The organism is Mycobacterium sp. OAE908 (genome assembly GCF_017872775.1).
Classification (GTDB): domain Bacteria; phylum Actinomycetota; class Actinomycetes; order Mycobacteriales; family Mycobacteriaceae; genus Mycobacterium.
This window is the reverse complement of the sequence record NZ_JAGGJL010000002.1, coordinates 1,219,804-1,235,047: the sequence shown is the minus strand read 5'-3', so window position 1 is coordinate 1,235,047 and position 15,244 is coordinate 1,219,804. Positions and strand designations below refer to the sequence as shown.

Below are 15,244 nucleotides of genomic sequence, written 5' to 3'. Positions count from 1 at the left end.
GGGTTCTGGTTATCCGCCGAGCAGGCGTCGACACAGGTCTTCTGCCAACCATTCCTCGAATCTTTCAGCGGCCCAGCCGCGCATCCGAACCAGCCGGTCGAACAACGCCGGGTCCATCGCCAACCACACCAGGTCGACTGCCTCCTCGTAGGTGAGGTCGCCGGTCAACGCGTCGAGATCCCGCAACCGCTCGGCAACCCTGCGGGCATCGCGGAGGCGGCGGCGGTGCGACTGTTCGAGCACGGCACGCGCGCCGTGGTCGGTACCTGCGGCCGCCTCCAACGCGCCGTACAGCGGCGCGACACGGACGCTGATCGCGGTGAACGAGTGCGCCAATCCGGTCAACAGGATGCCGGGATCGCGCTGCTGCAGAAGTTGTCGCATCGTCGTTCGATCGGCGAGCGACACGGGCTCGTCGTCGCCGGCCACCGCCCAGTCCACCGCGGTGGTGAGCAGATCGAGTTTGCTTCCGACGGCGGTGAACACGGTCTTACGGCTGACGCCTGCGGCCTCAGCGACCGCATCGACCGTGGTGGTCCCGTATCCCTGCTCGACGAACAGCCGAGCCGCGCTGGCTACGATCCGCCGTCGCGTCTCGACCGCCTGGGCTGCCCGCAGGTGCGAGCGGTACCCCCGCTTGACAGGCGCCGTCATCTAGGTGACCCTGAGTGTATTCATTACACTCAATGATACCTCAATATGGAGGCGGATGTGCGGACAGTGGTCGTCGGGGCGGGGCCGACCGGCCTGTTCACCTCGATCGGGCTGGCTCGGCGGGGGCATGAGGTCGTCGTTGTCGACCGCGACCCGGGTCCGCCGTCGGGAGCGCAGACCGTCTGGCAACGCCGGGGCGTGATGCAGTTCGACCACGCTCACACATTCCGGCGCCAGGTCATCGATGCGCTGAGTGCCGAAATGCCCGACGTGCTCGACGGCCTCGTCGCTACCGGGGCGCGGATCGCCACTGTCGCCGAGAACCGGCCCGTCGCCCTGTTGTGCCGCCGGGCCGTTTTCGAGCGCGTGTTGCGGAACCACGCAACGACCGAACCGGGTGTGACGCTGCATTGTGGCCATGTCGACCGGATCGAACAGGACCGTGGCAGAGCAATCGGCGTCACGGTGGATGGGCGGACGGTGTCGGCGGACTTGGTGATCGATGCGTCGGGCCGGTCCAGCCGGTTCACCGACGGTATCCGGCCGAAGCCCGAAGGCGGTGACTGCGGCGCGGTGTACGTCACGCGGCAGTATCGGCTGCACGACGTTGATGACGCGGGGCCGATGAACTCGCCGATCGGCTTGTCGCTGAGCTTCTCCGGTTATCTGGTGATCGCGTTTCTTCACGACAACGGCACGTTCTCGATCACGTTCATCCATGACGGGATCGATAAGCGGCTACGGATGTTGCGGCATGACGAGGCGTTCGACAATGCGGTGCGCGCCATTCCGCAGCTCTGCGAGTGGATCGATTCGGCACGCGCACAAGCTGTTTCGCGTGCGCTAGCGGGTGGTCGGCTCTACAACACCTACCGCGGACAGTTCAATGGTTCGGGCCGGCCGGCCCTACCCGGTCTGCTCTCGGTCGGCGACGCGGTGTGCACGACTACACCGCTGGCCGGCCGCGGCGTCTCGTTGGCACTGATGCAGGCCCGCGAGCTAGTTGCCATCCTCGATCGTCCCCGCGCCGATATCGACACGGCGACAGCACAATTCGACAACTGGTGCGTTGGACACATTCGGCCGTGGTTCGATGACCACCAGCACGCTGACTCCGATCGGCTCCGCCGGTGGGCTGGCGGAGATGTCGATGTCAGCCGACGACTGCCCTCCGACTTGATCGTGGCAGCCGGCGCGGTCGATGCCACGCTGAACGACATCGTCGCCGGCTATGCCACGATGGACGCGCTGCCCGCCAGCCTTGCACCGGCCCACGCCCGCGCGCGCGAGATCTACGCGTCGGGCTGGCGCCCGCCCGTTGCGGACGGGCCGACGCGAGCAGAACTCAGCGAGGTGGTGTCCAGGACACCGGTAGCCGCTTGATGCCGTGAATGAACGCCGAGTGCAGCCGGTCCGGTTCTTCCGTGGCGGTGATGTCGGGAATCTGCCGGTGTAGTTCCTCGAACGCCAGCGTGATCTCGCGACGTGCCAGGTTGGCGCCGAGGCAGAAATGCGCGCCGCCGCCACCGAAACCGACATGCGGGTTGGGGTGGCGGCGCACGTCGAAAGTCCACGGGTCGGTGAACTTCGATTCATCGCGGTTGGCGGAGCCGTACCACAGCGTGATCTTTGCGCCTGCATCCAGTTTCACGCCGCCCAACTCGGTGTCACAGGTGGTGGTGCGACGCATGTAGGCCACCGGCGAGGCCCACCGCACGATCTCCTCGACGGCCGTCGGCGCGACCTCGTCGTAGCTGGAGAACCAGTCGTCGCGTTGCTCGGGATAGCGGCTCAGCGCAAGGATCCCGTGGCTGATCGCATTGCGGGTGGTCTCGTTACCCGCGACGACGAGCAGGATGAAGAAGGAAGCGACTTCCGCAGACGTCAGTCGCTCGCCGTCGACTTCGGCCTGCACCAGGCTTGTCGTCAGGTCGTCGCCGGGGTGGGCACGACGCTCGTCGGCAAGCGCCGATGCGAATGCCCCGATTTCGACCGCCACGTCGAAGAATTCGTTGGGGTCGGTCGCGATGTCGGGATCACCGAAGCCGAGGATCACATTCGTCCAGTGGAAGACCCTGTCATGGTCCTGTTCGCCGATGCCCATCATGTCGCAGATGATCTGCAGGGGCAGCGGACCCGCCAGCTCGGCGACCACATCGCCCGTGCCGTCCGGATGATCGCGGACCATCGCCTCGACCAGTCGGCGCGCACGGTCGCGCACAGAGTCTTCGATCAGTGCAAGCACCCGCGGCGTGAACGCGCTGCGGACGATGTTTCGTAGGCGGGTATGCCGAGGGTCGTCCATGGCGATCATCGAGCCGAAGTACTCGGCGAGCTCTGGATTCTGGTCGCCGATCACGATGCCCCTGGCAGAGCTGAAGATCTCGGGATGGCGACTGGCGTAGAAGACGTCGTCGTAGCGGGTGACCGCCCAGTGACCGGCGACGTGAACCGTCGGGTCTACGACGAACGCCGGATGGAAGGTGATCGGCGCCTCGCGGCGCAGCGTGGCGAAAGCGCCGTCCCGGATGTCGTCGTCGAGTGCCCAGAAGTCCCATGAGCCCAGGTTCACGTCGGAAAGCGGCACGTCCGGGGGAGCCGTCCCGTTCACCCGAGCCGCGATACCCACGTACCGAGCGTAGGTGGCGGCTCAGCCGTCGTCACGGATTTCTGAAACATGTTCCAATCGCCGATCCGGCGTGGTAGCACCGTCTGGTGCGTAACCCACATGCAGGGCAACCCTTTACGTCATCGGACGAGGAGATCGCGCAGGCACTGCTCGACGTCAGCATCCCGACGTTGATGTTGTCCCTGGTCCACATGTCCGGCGACCCCAGCCTGATACGGGGCGACCTGAAACCCGCTGGGCTGTTCCTCAACGAGGTGCAGGGCTACATGTCCGAGGAGGACAAGGCCGCCGCGCGCAAGATCGCGCTAGAGGTCATCGCGTCGTATCGCGATCGCGGCTGCCCCGAGCCCGAGCCGATCGGCCCCGAGCTGCTGCAGGAGATGATGCAATGGCTGGTCTGTGAGCCGGTGCCGCCCGAATACGTGCCGATGCTGCTGGAGGAGATGGAGCTCGACGGCAAAGATGCGCGCGCGGTTCGCGGCACCCCTGCGGACCTGCCGGTCGTCGTGATCGGATGCGGGGAGTCGGGTCTGCTGGCAGGCATCCGGCTGAAAGAGGCGGGCATCCCCTTCACGATCGTCGAGAAGAACGCCGGCGTCGGCGGAACCTGGTGGCAGAACGCCTATCCCGGTGCACGTGTGGATGTCGGCAACCACTTCTACTGCTACAGCTTCGAGCCGACCGACCAGTGGACGCACTTCTTCGCCGAGCAACCCGAGCTGCAGGCGTACTTCCAGACCGTGATGAACAAACACGACATCGGCAGGCACGTGCTGTGGGAAACCGAGGTGACCGAGGCCTGCTGGGACGACGACTCCGCCACGTGGACCGTGCACGCGCGCGACCGCCACGGGGTGGCGACGACGTTGTCGGCGCGAGCGGTGATCAGCGCCGTCGGGCAGCTCGACCGGCCGCACCTTCCCGACATCGACGGGCAACGGGATTTCACCGGACCGGCATTTCACTCCTCGGAGTGGGACCATTCCGTCGACCTGCGCGGCAAGCGGGTCGCGATGATCGGTGCGGGTGCCAGCGGATTCCAGATCGCACCGGCCATCGCGGAGACGGTGGATCACCTGACAGTGTTCCAGCGCACTGCGCAGTGGATGTTCCCGAACCCGAACTACCACGAAGCGGTCGGGCCGGGCGTGCAGTGGGCACTGCGGCACCTGCCGTTCTACGGCCGCTGGTACCGGTTCCTGCTGTTCTGGCCGGGGTGCGACAAGGGGCTTGAAGCCGCGTACGTCGACCCGGACTACCCGGATCAGCAGAAGGCGGTCAGCGAGATCAACGAGATCACCCGAATCATGTTCACCGAATGGATCACCAGTCAGGTTGGCGACGATGCGGAGCTGCTAGCCAAGGTGGTGCCCGATTACCCGGCGACGGGCAAGCGCACGCTGCAGGACAACGGCAGCTGGTTGCGCACGCTGACCCGTGACAACGTCGACTTGGTCCGGACCGGGATCGACCGCATCGAATCCGACGCCGTCATCACCGCGGACGGGGAACGCTATCCGGCCGATGTCATCGTGTACGCCACCGGATTTCAGGCGACGAAACTGCTCTGGCCGATGACGATCGTCGGACGTGGCGGCGAAATCCTGGCCGAGCGGTGGGGGGAACGGCCGTCGGCGTACCTCGGCATCACGGTGCCCGGCTTCCCGAACTTCTTCTGTATGTACGGGCCCGGTACGAATCTCGCAAGTGGCGGCAGCCTGATCTTTCACTCCGAGTGTCAAATGCGTTACATCACACAGTGTTTGGAGCTGCTGATCGACGGTGGGCACAAATCGATGGAACCGCGCGAGGACAAGACGGCCGACTGGCATGAGAGAAGCCAAGCCGAGATGCGCAGGCTGGTGTGGTCACAGCCGTCGATCAAGCACTCGTTCTACAAGAACAGCTTCGGCGAGGTGCACGGACTGAGCCCGTGGCGGCTCGTCGACTACTGGACCTGGACCCGCGAACCAGACTCGGGCGACTTCCTCATCCGTTAATATTTGAATTCGCAAAAGACTCCCTGTGAGGTTGCTGCGGTATAGGTTGGCGATCGTGGACTGGGGGAGCAGGCGCGCAGCATTCTTGGTGGCCATTGCGATGGCGCTGGTGTTCTGCGCGGGGTGCGAGTCAAGCCAACCGGCCCCGAACAACACATCGAGCGCCCAGGCATCGCCATCGTCGAGCACAGCGACCAGCACGCAGGCGCCAGCCGCACCGGCAGCGTGCAACGCCGGCACACGCGGCGCGCCCGACGTCGAGGACGTGTACTCGGGTCAATTGCCGAGCTATTTCGGGATCAGGGAAATCTGCGCCGGCGACGTCGGTCCCGGTCTCGCCGGCGCGGATGGCGTCGCTGGGCTGTCTGATCTGACCGCAGCCGAAATCACGGACACGTATCAGTCACCCGATGAGGTCGTCCTGAAAGCCCTTGTGGGTAAGGCCGAATCCGGTAATGGTGGCGCCTTCGCCGACGCGTTCCTGTCGCGGGTGGGTGAAACCCGCAATGACACTGTCACGCTCGACGGGCACACCGTGCGGTACTTCAACGCTCCCGGCGCAGAGGGCTACGCCTACGCCGAGGGGCCCACCGTCGTCATCGGCTTCATCACCCCCACCCCACCCGGGTTCGATCGGGCGGGGAATCAAGAGATTGGGAAAGAACTCTTCACCAGAGTGATGGCCGCGGCGACGGGCCGGCCGATCCCCGCGAACTCGAACGATCGAGCGCGCAGCGGCATCGAAGGTTATTCACCCGGCCGCGGCCGCTACACCACACCGGACGACCCGGGCTGGATCTTCTTCAAGACCGAGAGCATCAAGGGAGGGCCGTCGCACTTCTGCGGAATGGGGCCGGGCGGCACCGTGGCCGGTTGCGACCTCGTACCCGGCAAGGATGTGCCAGCCGGCATGAACCAGACCGTCGTCGAGACCGGCGCGCCGGCCCGTTACGTTCACTCCGACACACCGACATTCACCCGTGACGTCGACGCCCTGCTCGAGGGGCACCGCCTCGACAACGGGCAGGCGAGTTGCGGCCGGGGCTACCAGGGCACGATCCAATGCGTGATCGGTGCGCACAGCTTTGTCGTGTCAAGCGACTACGGAGTTCTCGAGTAATCCGTTACGCCAGTTCCCAATTCATGTTCTTGGCAAAGGTTTTCGCATCGTCGGAGATGGTGCCGAGTTCGTGGCAGCGCTTGATGTAGCCCTGGATCATCAGCATGAAGTTCATCGGGTTGTACGCGTCTTCCTCGTAGCTCCACTTGCCACCGCCGGCGTACTCGAGCACGGTGATGACCGCCGCGCCATGCACACTGCCGTCGCCGGGATCCTTCATGGTGTTGATGTTCTTGAAGATGACCCAGCCCTTGTCGGCGTCGATCGAGTACCACTCCACGGGGTACGACGGCATCTCGCTGCCGGGAAACATGTTCATGGTCGACACGATCCACTCGCGGATGTTTTCGCGGCCTTCCATGTTTCCCAGGGCGTGTTCGACGTACTTCGCATCCTCGGTGAAATGATCGGCGTAGCTTGACCAGTCCCAGGTCTTGCCGACGTCGATCACATCTTGCTGGTAAGCCTGGAATGCCTCTTCGAGTTCCTCGCGTGACCACTTACCCATAAGAGTCTCCTTCGGCTCACCGTGCAGAACTAGAACTTGTTCTACCAGCCTGGCGGCCGCAGCGGAGCGGATTCAGGACACCGTCAAAGTGCGCAACCGCGGCCAGATCACCTCCCACGACTGGCGTTGTCCCGTCAGCAGATACGCGCGCATATCGTCGCCGACATCGCTGACTGCGCGCACCTCGGAGAAGTAGGGCGACAGTGCGCTCGGGTCCCGCCCGACGTAGAGAACCGTGTCCTTGTCGTTCGGCGGCGGCGGGAAATAGCCGTAACTGCGGTTGCTGCTGTAGGCGATTGGCAAGTGGTATCGATCCGCGTACCGGTCGATATAGGCGGCGACGATGTAGGACTCACCCATGAGCACGGTGTGGTCACGCTGGTCGCGCGGCAATGTCCGGTAGGCATCGGCGGTGCGCTGCGCCATCTGTTCGACGACACCCGAGTTGACGGCCGCCACCGACACAATCAACGCGCCGATCGCGAGCGCGACACTCAGTGCGTACGCGGGCCATGCGAGCCATTTTCGCCGCACGCGGCCCGCTTCCCTGCGTCGCTGCAGCCCGAGCGCACCCATGGCAGCCAGCGGAGCGTAGGTCCCGATCAGGTAATACGGGCGGCCCGCGGCGATCACGAAAAGCAAATACATCGCGATGAAAGTGGCTGCGATGAAGCGGTATTCGCGCAGCTCGTCATCGCGGAACGACCGCCACAGCCCGTACAGCACGAGCACCACCCCGGCGACGCCGGCGTAGCCGATCAGCATCACGGCAATCCCCGGACGACCACCGGATAGTGCATCGGCCTCGCCCGCCACCACCCGCGTCATCTTGAGTTGGGGCCAGCCATTGGCGAACTGCCAGATCAGCGTCGGGGCCGCGAGCAATGCCGCGATGACCGCGCCCACCCACAACAGCGGACGCCGCAACAACGCTCGTGGGCCGAAGACCGTCACCGCCGCGAGCAGCATGACGCACAGCAGCAGCACCTGAAACTTCGTCTGCGCTGCGACGCCGACGATCACCCCTGCTGCGATCAGCAACCGATCGTCGCGCAGCCGGATCCAGCGCACCAGCAACCAGAACAGCACCAGCCACTGGACCGGTTCCAGCGTGTACGGGGTCAGCCAATGACCGGCAAACGTGGTCCACGGGCAGGTGGCCTGCACTGCGGCGGTCAAAACCTGTGCGCGACGGTCACATCCGAGTTCTCGGGCGATGAGCCCTGCCACAAGCACCGCGCATCCGGTCGCAAGGGCAGCGGGTAGCGCAAGCAGCACCTGAGAACCCGGCGCCAGCCAGTCCATCAACGCGGCCAGCGCGGGCGCCAGCGGCGGCTGATCGGCGGACCCCCAGTCGAGGTGGTTACGGCCGATCGCCAACATGTAGACCTCGTCAAACCAATGGTCTTTGCCCAATGTGCTTGCGACGCAATGCAAAAGTGTGACGACGGCTGCGATCGGAATGACGGCGGTGGCCGCGAACGGAGGGACGCGCCGATCGGTAAGCGTATCGATCGCGGTGTCTGCCACGTGTTCCCACGTTACTGTCGCAGGCATGGCACTCGGTATCGACGCGCAGGTGCAGGCGGGGCTCGCCCCCTTGATGGAAGCCGTAGGGCAGGCCGAAGCGCCGCCGATCGGCGACGTCGAAAGCCGCCGGACCAACGGCCACCGGATGTTCGACTACGTCGCAACGACGTGGCAACCGGTCGCCGGGGTCGAGGTCGACAAACACACCCTGACCACAGATGATGGCGCGACGTTGGACCTCACCTGGTACCACGTTGCGGAACGTCGGCCCGGCAGTGCGGTGTTGTACCTGCACGGCGGCGGCATGATCTTCAGCCTCGAACACCTCGGCCGCGTCTACGACCTCGCGGTGCGCGAATACGTTGCGACCTCGGGCGTACCGATGCTGATGGTGGACTATCGGGTCGCCCCCGAGCATCCGCATCCCACCCCCGTGGAGGACTGCTACGCCGCGCTTCGCTGGCTCGCCGACAACGCGTCGAGCCTGGGCGTGGATCCCGCCCGCATTGCACTGATGGGAGACAGCGCAGGTGGCGGCCTGGCGGCAGGGGTGGCCCTGCTGGCCCGCGATCGCGGCGGCCCGGTCGTCGCCGCGCAGATCTTGATCTACCCGATGCTCGATGACCGGGCGCAGACCCCAGATCCCGACCTGCTGCCGTTTCTGACGTGGACCTACGACGACAACATCACCGGCTGGGCGGCGCTGCTGGGCGAGAGCACGGGCACTGACGCCGTATCGGCCTATGCCGCCCCTGCGCGCGCGACGGATTTGACCGGGCTCCCGGCAACCTACATCGACATCGGCGACCTCGACATCTTCCGCGATGAGGACGTCACCTACGCACGCCGGCTGTCCGATGCCGGGGTGCCAACGGAGTTGCACCTGCATCCCGGTTGCCCCCATGCGTTCGAAGCATTGGCCCGCGAAGCCGACGTTTCACAGCGAGCAATCGCCGATCGCATCCGTCGCCTGCGCGCCCTCTGATTTCCGCAAAATCCTGATCCACCAACAACATCCGATTGGTAACGGCGTCGCCGCAACAGCCGATATCGGTGTAGGAGCAGACGTTTGCGTTTCTCCAGGTTGGGAATGAATAGTGACGTTCCGGCGTCGCATGCGACGATGGAACTTCAAGGTAGGAGTTAATTGACGATGGGGCTGTCGAAATTCGTGTCAGCAGCCATGATCGTCGGCGCGCTCGGCTTCGGGGTCATCGGACCCGGTGGGGCCGTGGCGTCCGCCGACCCGGTTGCGCCGGCACCACTGAAGCCGCACGACGATTTCTGCCCACCATGGTGCGGTGACGGCAATGGTCGCGGCAATGGCCATGGGAACGGCAATGGCAACGGCAACTACTGCCCGCCGTGGTGCGGCAACAACGGCGCCGATTGGAATGGCGACAAGGGGCCGTGGTGGGCCAATAACCGCCACGACTGGTGGGACGACCGCAATGGCCCGCCGCCGTGGGGCTGGGGCCCGCCGCCAGCGTTCCAATGGGACGGCGGCCCGCCGCATCCGTTCAACTACTGGGGCTACAACGTCAACCCGGTCTGGGATAACGGGTTCGGGCAGTGGGGCATCTGGCTGTTCGGCCTCTGGATTCCGATCTTCGGCATCGGCGTCCAATAAGAGTTAGCTAGCCACCCTCGGGCGCTTCGACCACAGCTTTGATGCGCTCGAGGGTGGTGCGCATGTCGCGCACGTTGCGCCGTCGGCGCAGTTGGCCGCCGAGTACGGAAAACAGCTTCGCGAAGAGGCTGTCCGGCATCCGGAACGACTCGGTGACGTCGGTGCCGCCCTCGGTCGGCGTCAGCTGGTAGTGCCACGTGTTGGCTACCGTGTCGCCGACCAGCACGTCGAAGCCGAATTCGCGGCCGGGCTCACACGCCGTGACCCTGCAGGTGGTCCAATACACCGGGCCAATCTCATTGCGCTTGACGTGTCCGCGGAACCGCGCACCCAACGCGGGCCCGGTCGCCCCGTCGAGCCATTCGGCCTCCATCACCTCCGGTGAAAACTTGCCGGTGTTGCGAACATCGGCGATCAGGTTCCAGATCTTGTCGGCGGGCGCCGACATGGACACGGACGCAGAACCTTGCATTTGTGTTCCTCTTTCAACGTGGCATCTGCGGACCAAGCGAGTAAACGTGGTCCGGCGTCAGCACTTTGGTGATCGCGGTTGCCAGCGTGGTGCTCGGTTTGCCGCCCCGATATTCGATATCCGTGTTGGTCAGGATGACCAACGAGGTCTGTTTCTGCGGCAGGTAGACCACGACGGCCTGATAGCCGGGAAGGCTGCCGTTGTGCCCGATCCAGCCGCCGAGGTTGAAGATGCCCAGCCCATATCCGTCCTGCGGCGGCATGCCGGGCGAACCGACCGTCTGCAGTCGCTGCTCCTGCATCTGCGGAGTCAGCAGCTTGCCAGTTGCCAAGGCGGGCGCCCAGATTCGCATGTCGTCGAGGGTCGAGATCATTGCTCCGGCCGCCCATGCCCACGACGGGTCCCAGTCGGTGGCGACGGCTTCCTTGCCGTCAGCCGTCTGCTTGGTGTAGCCCTGCGCGTGCGGTTCGGGAAAGGCGTTGGTGGTCGGGAAACTGGTGTGGCTCATGCCCAATGGGGCCAGGATGTGGTCATGGATGTAGGCGTCCAACGGTTGTCCGCTGACCTTCTGCACCACCATGCCGAGCAGCACCGTGTTGGTGTTGCAATATTCGAATCCTTGGCCCGGCGGGAACGTATTCGGCTGCGTGAACGCGAAATCGATCAACTCGTGGGGGGTGAACGGCCGGCGCGGATCGGTAAACATCGCCTTCTGGAACTCCGGAGTCGCGGTGTAGTTGACCAGCCCGGTCTGCATCCTGGCCAACTGGCGCAACGTGATCCTGTTACCAAGGGGAACCCCGTCGATGAATTCGGCGATCGCGTCATCGAGGCCGAGTTTGCCCTGATCTGCGAGTTGCAGGATAGCGGTGACCGTGAATGTCTTTGTCACACTGCCGATTCGGCTGTAGAAGTCGGTTTTCATGGGTGCCCTGGCGGCTTTGTCGGCTACCCCGAAGGCACGCACGTAGTCGCCGTCGGGCCCCCAGATACCCACGATGGCACCCGGCACGCCGGCCGCTGTCATGGCCTGGTCGACGGCCGCGTCGAGTCGCTTCGCGAGGGTGTCGTCGATCGGTTTGGTGATCGCGGGAGTGGACGGGGGAGCGGGCGTCGGCGATTGCGATACCGACTTCTCACCGCACGCGGACATCGTCAGCAGCAGTGCCGCCGCAGCGGCGTAGACGATCATCCGTGATTTCATCGCCCGCCAGGTTATGTCCTTCAGGCCTATCGCTCCGCGGATTCGTCCTCCGGAAGGTCGTGCCGCACAACCCGCACCTGACCGTGGGCCAGACACGCCGCGTAGCCATGTCGCTTGCCGTAGAGCTCCCACGCAGTGCGGCGCTCGTCGCTGTGCGCGTGGATCTCGTGGCCATCGGAGAACCCCAAATGCAGGCTGCCGTCCTCGTCCCAGCTCGCGTTGGTGCATATCGATCCGGCGAAGTCGAACAGCGCACGATGCTCGGGCCGCGCGATCATCGGATCGATGAGCACCGCCTCTTCCTCGTCGCGTGCGGTCTTGGGCAACGTGAAGTAGAAGGGCACCGAGATGACGAGTTCGTTGTCGTCGAGGCTGAGCTCCAAACCGCCGCGAAACATGATCCGCTGGACCACACAGCCCCGGATCCACGGTTCGCTCATATTTTCACTCTGGCCCGTGATGCAACGGCGCACAAGGGTTAGCGGACCGTTTCACCTAGCATCGGGTCGTGAAGATTCGCTTCGGCATCGGGCTGGGCGCGGACACAGGCCCTGAGCAATTGGCCGGCATCGTCGACCACCTGGAGGCGACGGGGGTCGATTCGCTCTGGTTCTCCGAATTGGTGTATTCGAAAGCCGTCGAGCCGTTCGTCGGGATGGCCTTCGCACTGGCCCGCACCACACACCTCAAGGTCGGCACCTCGGTGGTGGTGCTACCCGGCCGCCATCCCGTGCTGGTGGCCAAGCAGCTGGCGTCACTGGCCGCACTCGCACCGAAACGTGTGCTGCCGGTATTCGGTCTGCGGTCGGCGATTCCGGCGGAACGCGAGATCTTCGTGGTGCCCGATGGGAAGCGCGCCGGCGTGTTCGACGAATCGCTGCGGCTGCTGAGATCTGTTCTGGAACAGCAGGATGTCGCATTCACGGGCGACTATTTCACGGTCAGCTCCGCGGGGGTGCAGCCTCGGCCCGCCAAACCGCTCGACATCTGGCTCGGCGGGTCCGCACCGGCGGCCTTTCGCCGCATCGGCGCGTTGGCCGACGGCTGGCTCGGCAGCTTTCTCACCCCGGAGGAAGCGCGCAGGGGCCGCGAGCAGATCCAGCAAGCCGCCGCCGAGGCGGGCCGCGAAATCGAACCCGATCATTTCGGGATCAACCTCGCGGTCAGCGACGGTTCAGTACCGGACGCGCTGGTCGCCGCCGTGAAACGGCGCAGGCCCGACGTCGATCCCGCCGACCTCATCGCAGCAGGCTGGCCGCAACTGCACCGTCAACTCGACGCATATCTGGCCGCAGGTCTGACGAAATTCGTGATCCGGCCCGCCCTGCCCTCCGACGTGAGTCAATTCATCGATCGGTTCGTCGCGGAGTTGGTGCCGCGCCAGAACTGACATCGTGAACCGCGGTCGCGATGCCATCGTGTCTATGAGTGTGCAGCGAAGGAGACGACGGATGAGCACTCGATTCTCGCGACAGATCAGATCCCTCGTGGTTGGCGCGGCCGCCGTCGCGCTGGCGTTCGGGCTTGTCACTGCGCCAACGGCCGTCGCGGACGACCGACTGAACTTCACCGCCACCACGCTGTCCGGTGCGCCGTTCAACGGGGCGAGCCTCGGCGGCAAGCCTGCGGTGCTGTGGTTCTGGACCCCGTGGTGCCCGTTCTGCAATGCAGAGGCGCCGAGCGTCAGCCAGGTCGCTGCGGCCAATCCCAAGGTCACCTTCGTCGGTGTCGCCGCGCGCTCCGATGTCGCGGACATGCAGGGCTTCGTGTCGAAGTACAACCTCAATTTCACGAACCTCAACGACGCCGACGGGTCGATCTGGGCCCGGTACAACGTGCCGTGGCAGCCTGCTTATGTCTTCTACCGTGCCGACGGCTCGTCCACCTTCGTGAACAACCCGACCTCGGCGATGCCCCAGCAGGAGCTGTCCGACCGGGTGGCGGCACTGTCGTAGGCCGCAGCGCACTGTGGACCAAGACCTGGTGGGCTTGGCCTTCGGCGCTGGACTGGTAGCGGCGCTGAACCCCTGCGGATTCGCCATGCTGCCCGGGTATCTGGCGCTGGTCGTGCGGGGCGACGATGTCGGGCGGCGCGCGGCTGTCGGGCGCGCGGTGACGGCCACGGCCGCGATGGCCGTAGGCTTCATGATCGTCTTAGGTGGGTTCGGTGTGCTCACCGTTTCTGCAGCCTCGACGGTACAGCGCTACCTGCCGTACGTCACGGTCGTGATCGGGATTGTGCTTGTCGCCCTTGGTATTTGGCTGCTCGCCGGTCGCGAGATCGCGCCGCTGCGCGGTGTGGCGCGCGGGGCGCGGTGGGCACCGACGGCGCGGCTGGGTTCGATGTTCGGCTATGGGGTCAGCTACGCGATTGCATCGTTATCGTGCACGGTGGGGCCGTTTCTCGCGGTGACCGCGGCCGGACTTCGAGGCGGCTCGGTCGTGGGCGCCGCGACCGTATACGCGGCCTACATCGCGGGTTTCACGCTCGTCGTAGGCGTGCTTGCGGTGGCGGCTGCGCTGGCGAATTCGGCGGTCGTCGAACGAATGCGCCGAATTGTGCCGTATGTCAACAGGATCAGCGGGGCACTGCTGTTGCTTGTAGGCAGCTACGTCGGCTACTACGGGCTCTACGAGATCCGGTTGTTCGCCGGCAACGGCAATCCGCGAGACCCCGTGATCGCGGCCGCGGGCCGGTTGCAGGGCGCGATCGCGGGCTGGGTTCATCAGCACGGCGCTTGGCCGTGGTTGGCTGCGCTTGCCGTGTTGATCGTCGCGGCGGTCGCGTGGTGGGCTACTGCGCGCGCGAGATATCGCCGTGCAGGTCGGGCCACGGCGGGCGACGAACCATAGCGATGCCCGCGAACGCCGCCGATACCAGCCCGACCAGGATGCCCATCATCGCGATCCGTCCCCCGTCGACCGCCGGCACCCATGACGCCTCGCCGTCCTTGACCACGAACACGCCTGCGGGCTGGTGGGATCCGCCGCGCACCTTGGTGACCGGGATGACCGTCGTCCCGTCGGCGATCTCGTAGACCTCGCCGAACACGCGCGCTGCGGCGGGATCGGTCTCGAGCGCGCCGACGACTTGGCGTGCCTCACGAAGATTCATGGCTTCCTCGGTGTTGTGCGGTGACTTCGGACCCGAACTGCAGTCATACCAGGTGACGGTTCCAACCTATAGACGAAGGAGGTCCCCGGTGGTGATAGTCGCTGGACACCTCGTGATCGACCCTCAGGATCGCGACGCCTACCTGGCGGGATGCGTCGAGGTCGTGCGCCAGGCCCGCCGCACGGCAGGCTGCCTCGACTTCGCGCTGTCGGCCGACGTCGTAGACCCGGGCCGGGTCAACATCTTCGAGCGATGGGAGTCACAGGCGGCGGTCGAGGCTTTTCGCGGCAGCGGCCCCGGCGACGAGCAGGCCGCGTCCATCCGGGCCGCCTCGGTCACCGAATACGACGTCGAGGGCACCCGCAGGCTGATGTGATCATCA

17 protein-coding genes are annotated in these 15,244 nt (G+C 65.3%); 9 read left to right on the top strand and 8 right to left on the bottom strand.

The genetic code is table 11. The features are described 5' to 3' along the window. Positions 1-9 precede the first annotated feature (9 nt). Entirely contained in the window at positions 10-654 is a 645-nt protein-coding gene (locus tag J3E61_RS31195; RefSeq protein ID WP_210086513.1) for a TetR/AcrR family transcriptional regulator, read from the bottom strand. A 57-nt stretch (positions 655-711) separates the two neighbouring features. Between J3E61_RS31195 and J3E61_RS31190 the strand changes: the two genes are divergently transcribed. Then, positions 712-2,037 carry an FAD-dependent monooxygenase gene (locus J3E61_RS31190; RefSeq protein WP_210086512.1) on the top strand — a complete coding sequence of 442 codons (1,326 nt, stop codon included), beginning with the start codon at positions 712-714 and terminating at the stop codon, positions 2,035-2,037. Here the strand turns inward: J3E61_RS31190 and J3E61_RS31185 are convergent. After that, complete coding sequence (locus tag J3E61_RS31185) at positions 2,000-3,283, bottom strand: cytochrome P450 (protein ID WP_210086511.1); 1,284 nt, start codon at positions 3,281-3,283, stop codon at positions 2,000-2,002. The two genes, J3E61_RS31190 and J3E61_RS31185, sit on opposite strands and share 38 nt — an antisense overlap. 86 nt (positions 3,284-3,369) lie before the next feature. On the opposite strand from J3E61_RS31185, the gene J3E61_RS31180 reads away from it, so the two are divergent. Together J3E61_RS31180 and J3E61_RS31175 are read left to right on the top strand one after the other, a co-directional pair. Further along, positions 3,370-5,283, top strand: a complete 1,914-nt coding sequence (locus tag J3E61_RS31180; protein WP_210086510.1) for an NAD(P)/FAD-dependent oxidoreductase — start codon at positions 3,370-3,372, stop codon at positions 5,281-5,283. Positions 5,284-5,338: 55 nt separating this feature from the next. Further along, complete coding sequence (locus J3E61_RS31175; protein WP_210086509.1) at positions 5,339-6,403, top strand: hypothetical protein; 1,065 nt, start codon at positions 5,339-5,341, stop codon at positions 6,401-6,403. 4 nt (positions 6,404-6,407) lie between these two features. On the opposite strand, the gene J3E61_RS31170 is transcribed toward J3E61_RS31175, so the two are convergent. Further along, on the bottom strand, positions 6,408-6,911 hold the full coding sequence (locus J3E61_RS31170; protein WP_210086508.1) for a nuclear transport factor 2 family protein: 504 nt from the start codon (positions 6,909-6,911) through the stop codon (positions 6,408-6,410). Positions 6,912-6,983: 72 nt separating this feature from the next. Then, on the bottom strand, positions 6,984-8,468 hold the full coding sequence (locus J3E61_RS31165; protein ID WP_210086507.1) for a glycosyltransferase family 39 protein: 1,485 nt from the start codon (positions 8,466-8,468) through the stop codon (positions 6,984-6,986). Here J3E61_RS31165 and J3E61_RS31160 point away from each other — a divergent pair. Next, positions 8,467-9,426, top strand: coding sequence for an alpha/beta hydrolase (locus J3E61_RS31160; RefSeq protein WP_210086506.1), 960 nt, complete (start codon positions 8,467-8,469; stop codon positions 9,424-9,426). The two genes, J3E61_RS31165 and J3E61_RS31160, sit on opposite strands and share 2 nt — an antisense overlap. A 168-nt stretch (positions 9,427-9,594) precedes the next feature. Next, positions 9,595-10,071 (top strand): hypothetical protein, encoded by a 477-nt coding sequence (locus J3E61_RS31155; protein WP_210086505.1) that lies wholly within the window; start codon positions 9,595-9,597, stop codon positions 10,069-10,071. 7 nt (positions 10,072-10,078) lie between these two features. On the opposite strand, the gene J3E61_RS31150 is transcribed toward J3E61_RS31155, so the two are convergent. Genes J3E61_RS31150 through J3E61_RS31140 form a run of 3 tightly spaced genes read right to left on the bottom strand, consistent with a single transcriptional unit; the run spans position 10,079 to position 12,187 of the window. Then, complete coding sequence (locus J3E61_RS31150; protein ID WP_210086504.1) at positions 10,079-10,543, bottom strand: SRPBCC family protein; 465 nt, start codon at positions 10,541-10,543, stop codon at positions 10,079-10,081. A gap of 13 nt (positions 10,544-10,556) precedes the next feature. After that, the gene (locus J3E61_RS31145; protein ID WP_210086764.1) at positions 10,557-11,771 is read right to left on the bottom strand and encodes a beta-lactamase family protein; all 1,215 of its coding nucleotides are present in this window, start codon (positions 11,769-11,771) and stop codon (positions 10,557-10,559) included. Between the two features lie 2 nt (positions 11,772-11,773). Then, positions 11,774-12,187 (bottom strand): hypothetical protein, encoded by a 414-nt coding sequence (locus J3E61_RS31140; protein ID WP_210086503.1) that lies wholly within the window; start codon positions 12,185-12,187, stop codon positions 11,774-11,776. 68 nt (positions 12,188-12,255) lie between these two features. Between J3E61_RS31140 and J3E61_RS31135 the strand changes: the two genes are divergently transcribed. The 3 genes from J3E61_RS31135 to J3E61_RS31125 all read left to right on the top strand — a co-directional run bounded on the left by J3E61_RS31135 (position 12,256) and on the right by J3E61_RS31125 (position 14,600). After that, positions 12,256-13,137, top strand: a complete 882-nt coding sequence (locus tag J3E61_RS31135; protein ID WP_192722741.1) for a TIGR03854 family LLM class F420-dependent oxidoreductase — start codon at positions 12,256-12,258, stop codon at positions 13,135-13,137. A 61-nt stretch (positions 13,138-13,198) separates the two neighbouring features. After that, positions 13,199-13,702, top strand: a complete 504-nt coding sequence (locus tag J3E61_RS31130) for a protein disulfide oxidoreductase (protein ID WP_210086502.1) — start codon at positions 13,199-13,201, stop codon at positions 13,700-13,702. 13 nt (positions 13,703-13,715) lie between these two features. Continuing rightward, positions 13,716-14,600 (top strand): cytochrome c biogenesis protein CcdA, encoded by an 885-nt coding sequence (locus J3E61_RS31125; RefSeq protein ID WP_210086501.1) that lies wholly within the window; start codon positions 13,716-13,718, stop codon positions 14,598-14,600. Here J3E61_RS31125 and J3E61_RS31120 read toward each other — a convergent pair. Beyond that, positions 14,542-14,862 (bottom strand): hypothetical protein, encoded by a 321-nt coding sequence (locus J3E61_RS31120; protein WP_192722744.1) that lies wholly within the window; start codon positions 14,860-14,862, stop codon positions 14,542-14,544. The genes J3E61_RS31125 and J3E61_RS31120 overlap by 59 nt on opposite strands. Positions 14,863-14,950: 88 nt before the next feature. On the opposite strand from J3E61_RS31120, the gene J3E61_RS31115 reads away from it, so the two are divergent. Continuing rightward, positions 14,951-15,238 carry an antibiotic biosynthesis monooxygenase gene (locus J3E61_RS31115; RefSeq protein WP_210086500.1) on the top strand — a complete coding sequence of 96 codons (288 nt, stop codon included), beginning with the start codon at positions 14,951-14,953 and terminating at the stop codon, positions 15,236-15,238. The last annotated feature ends 6 nt before the right edge of the window (positions 15,239-15,244 follow it).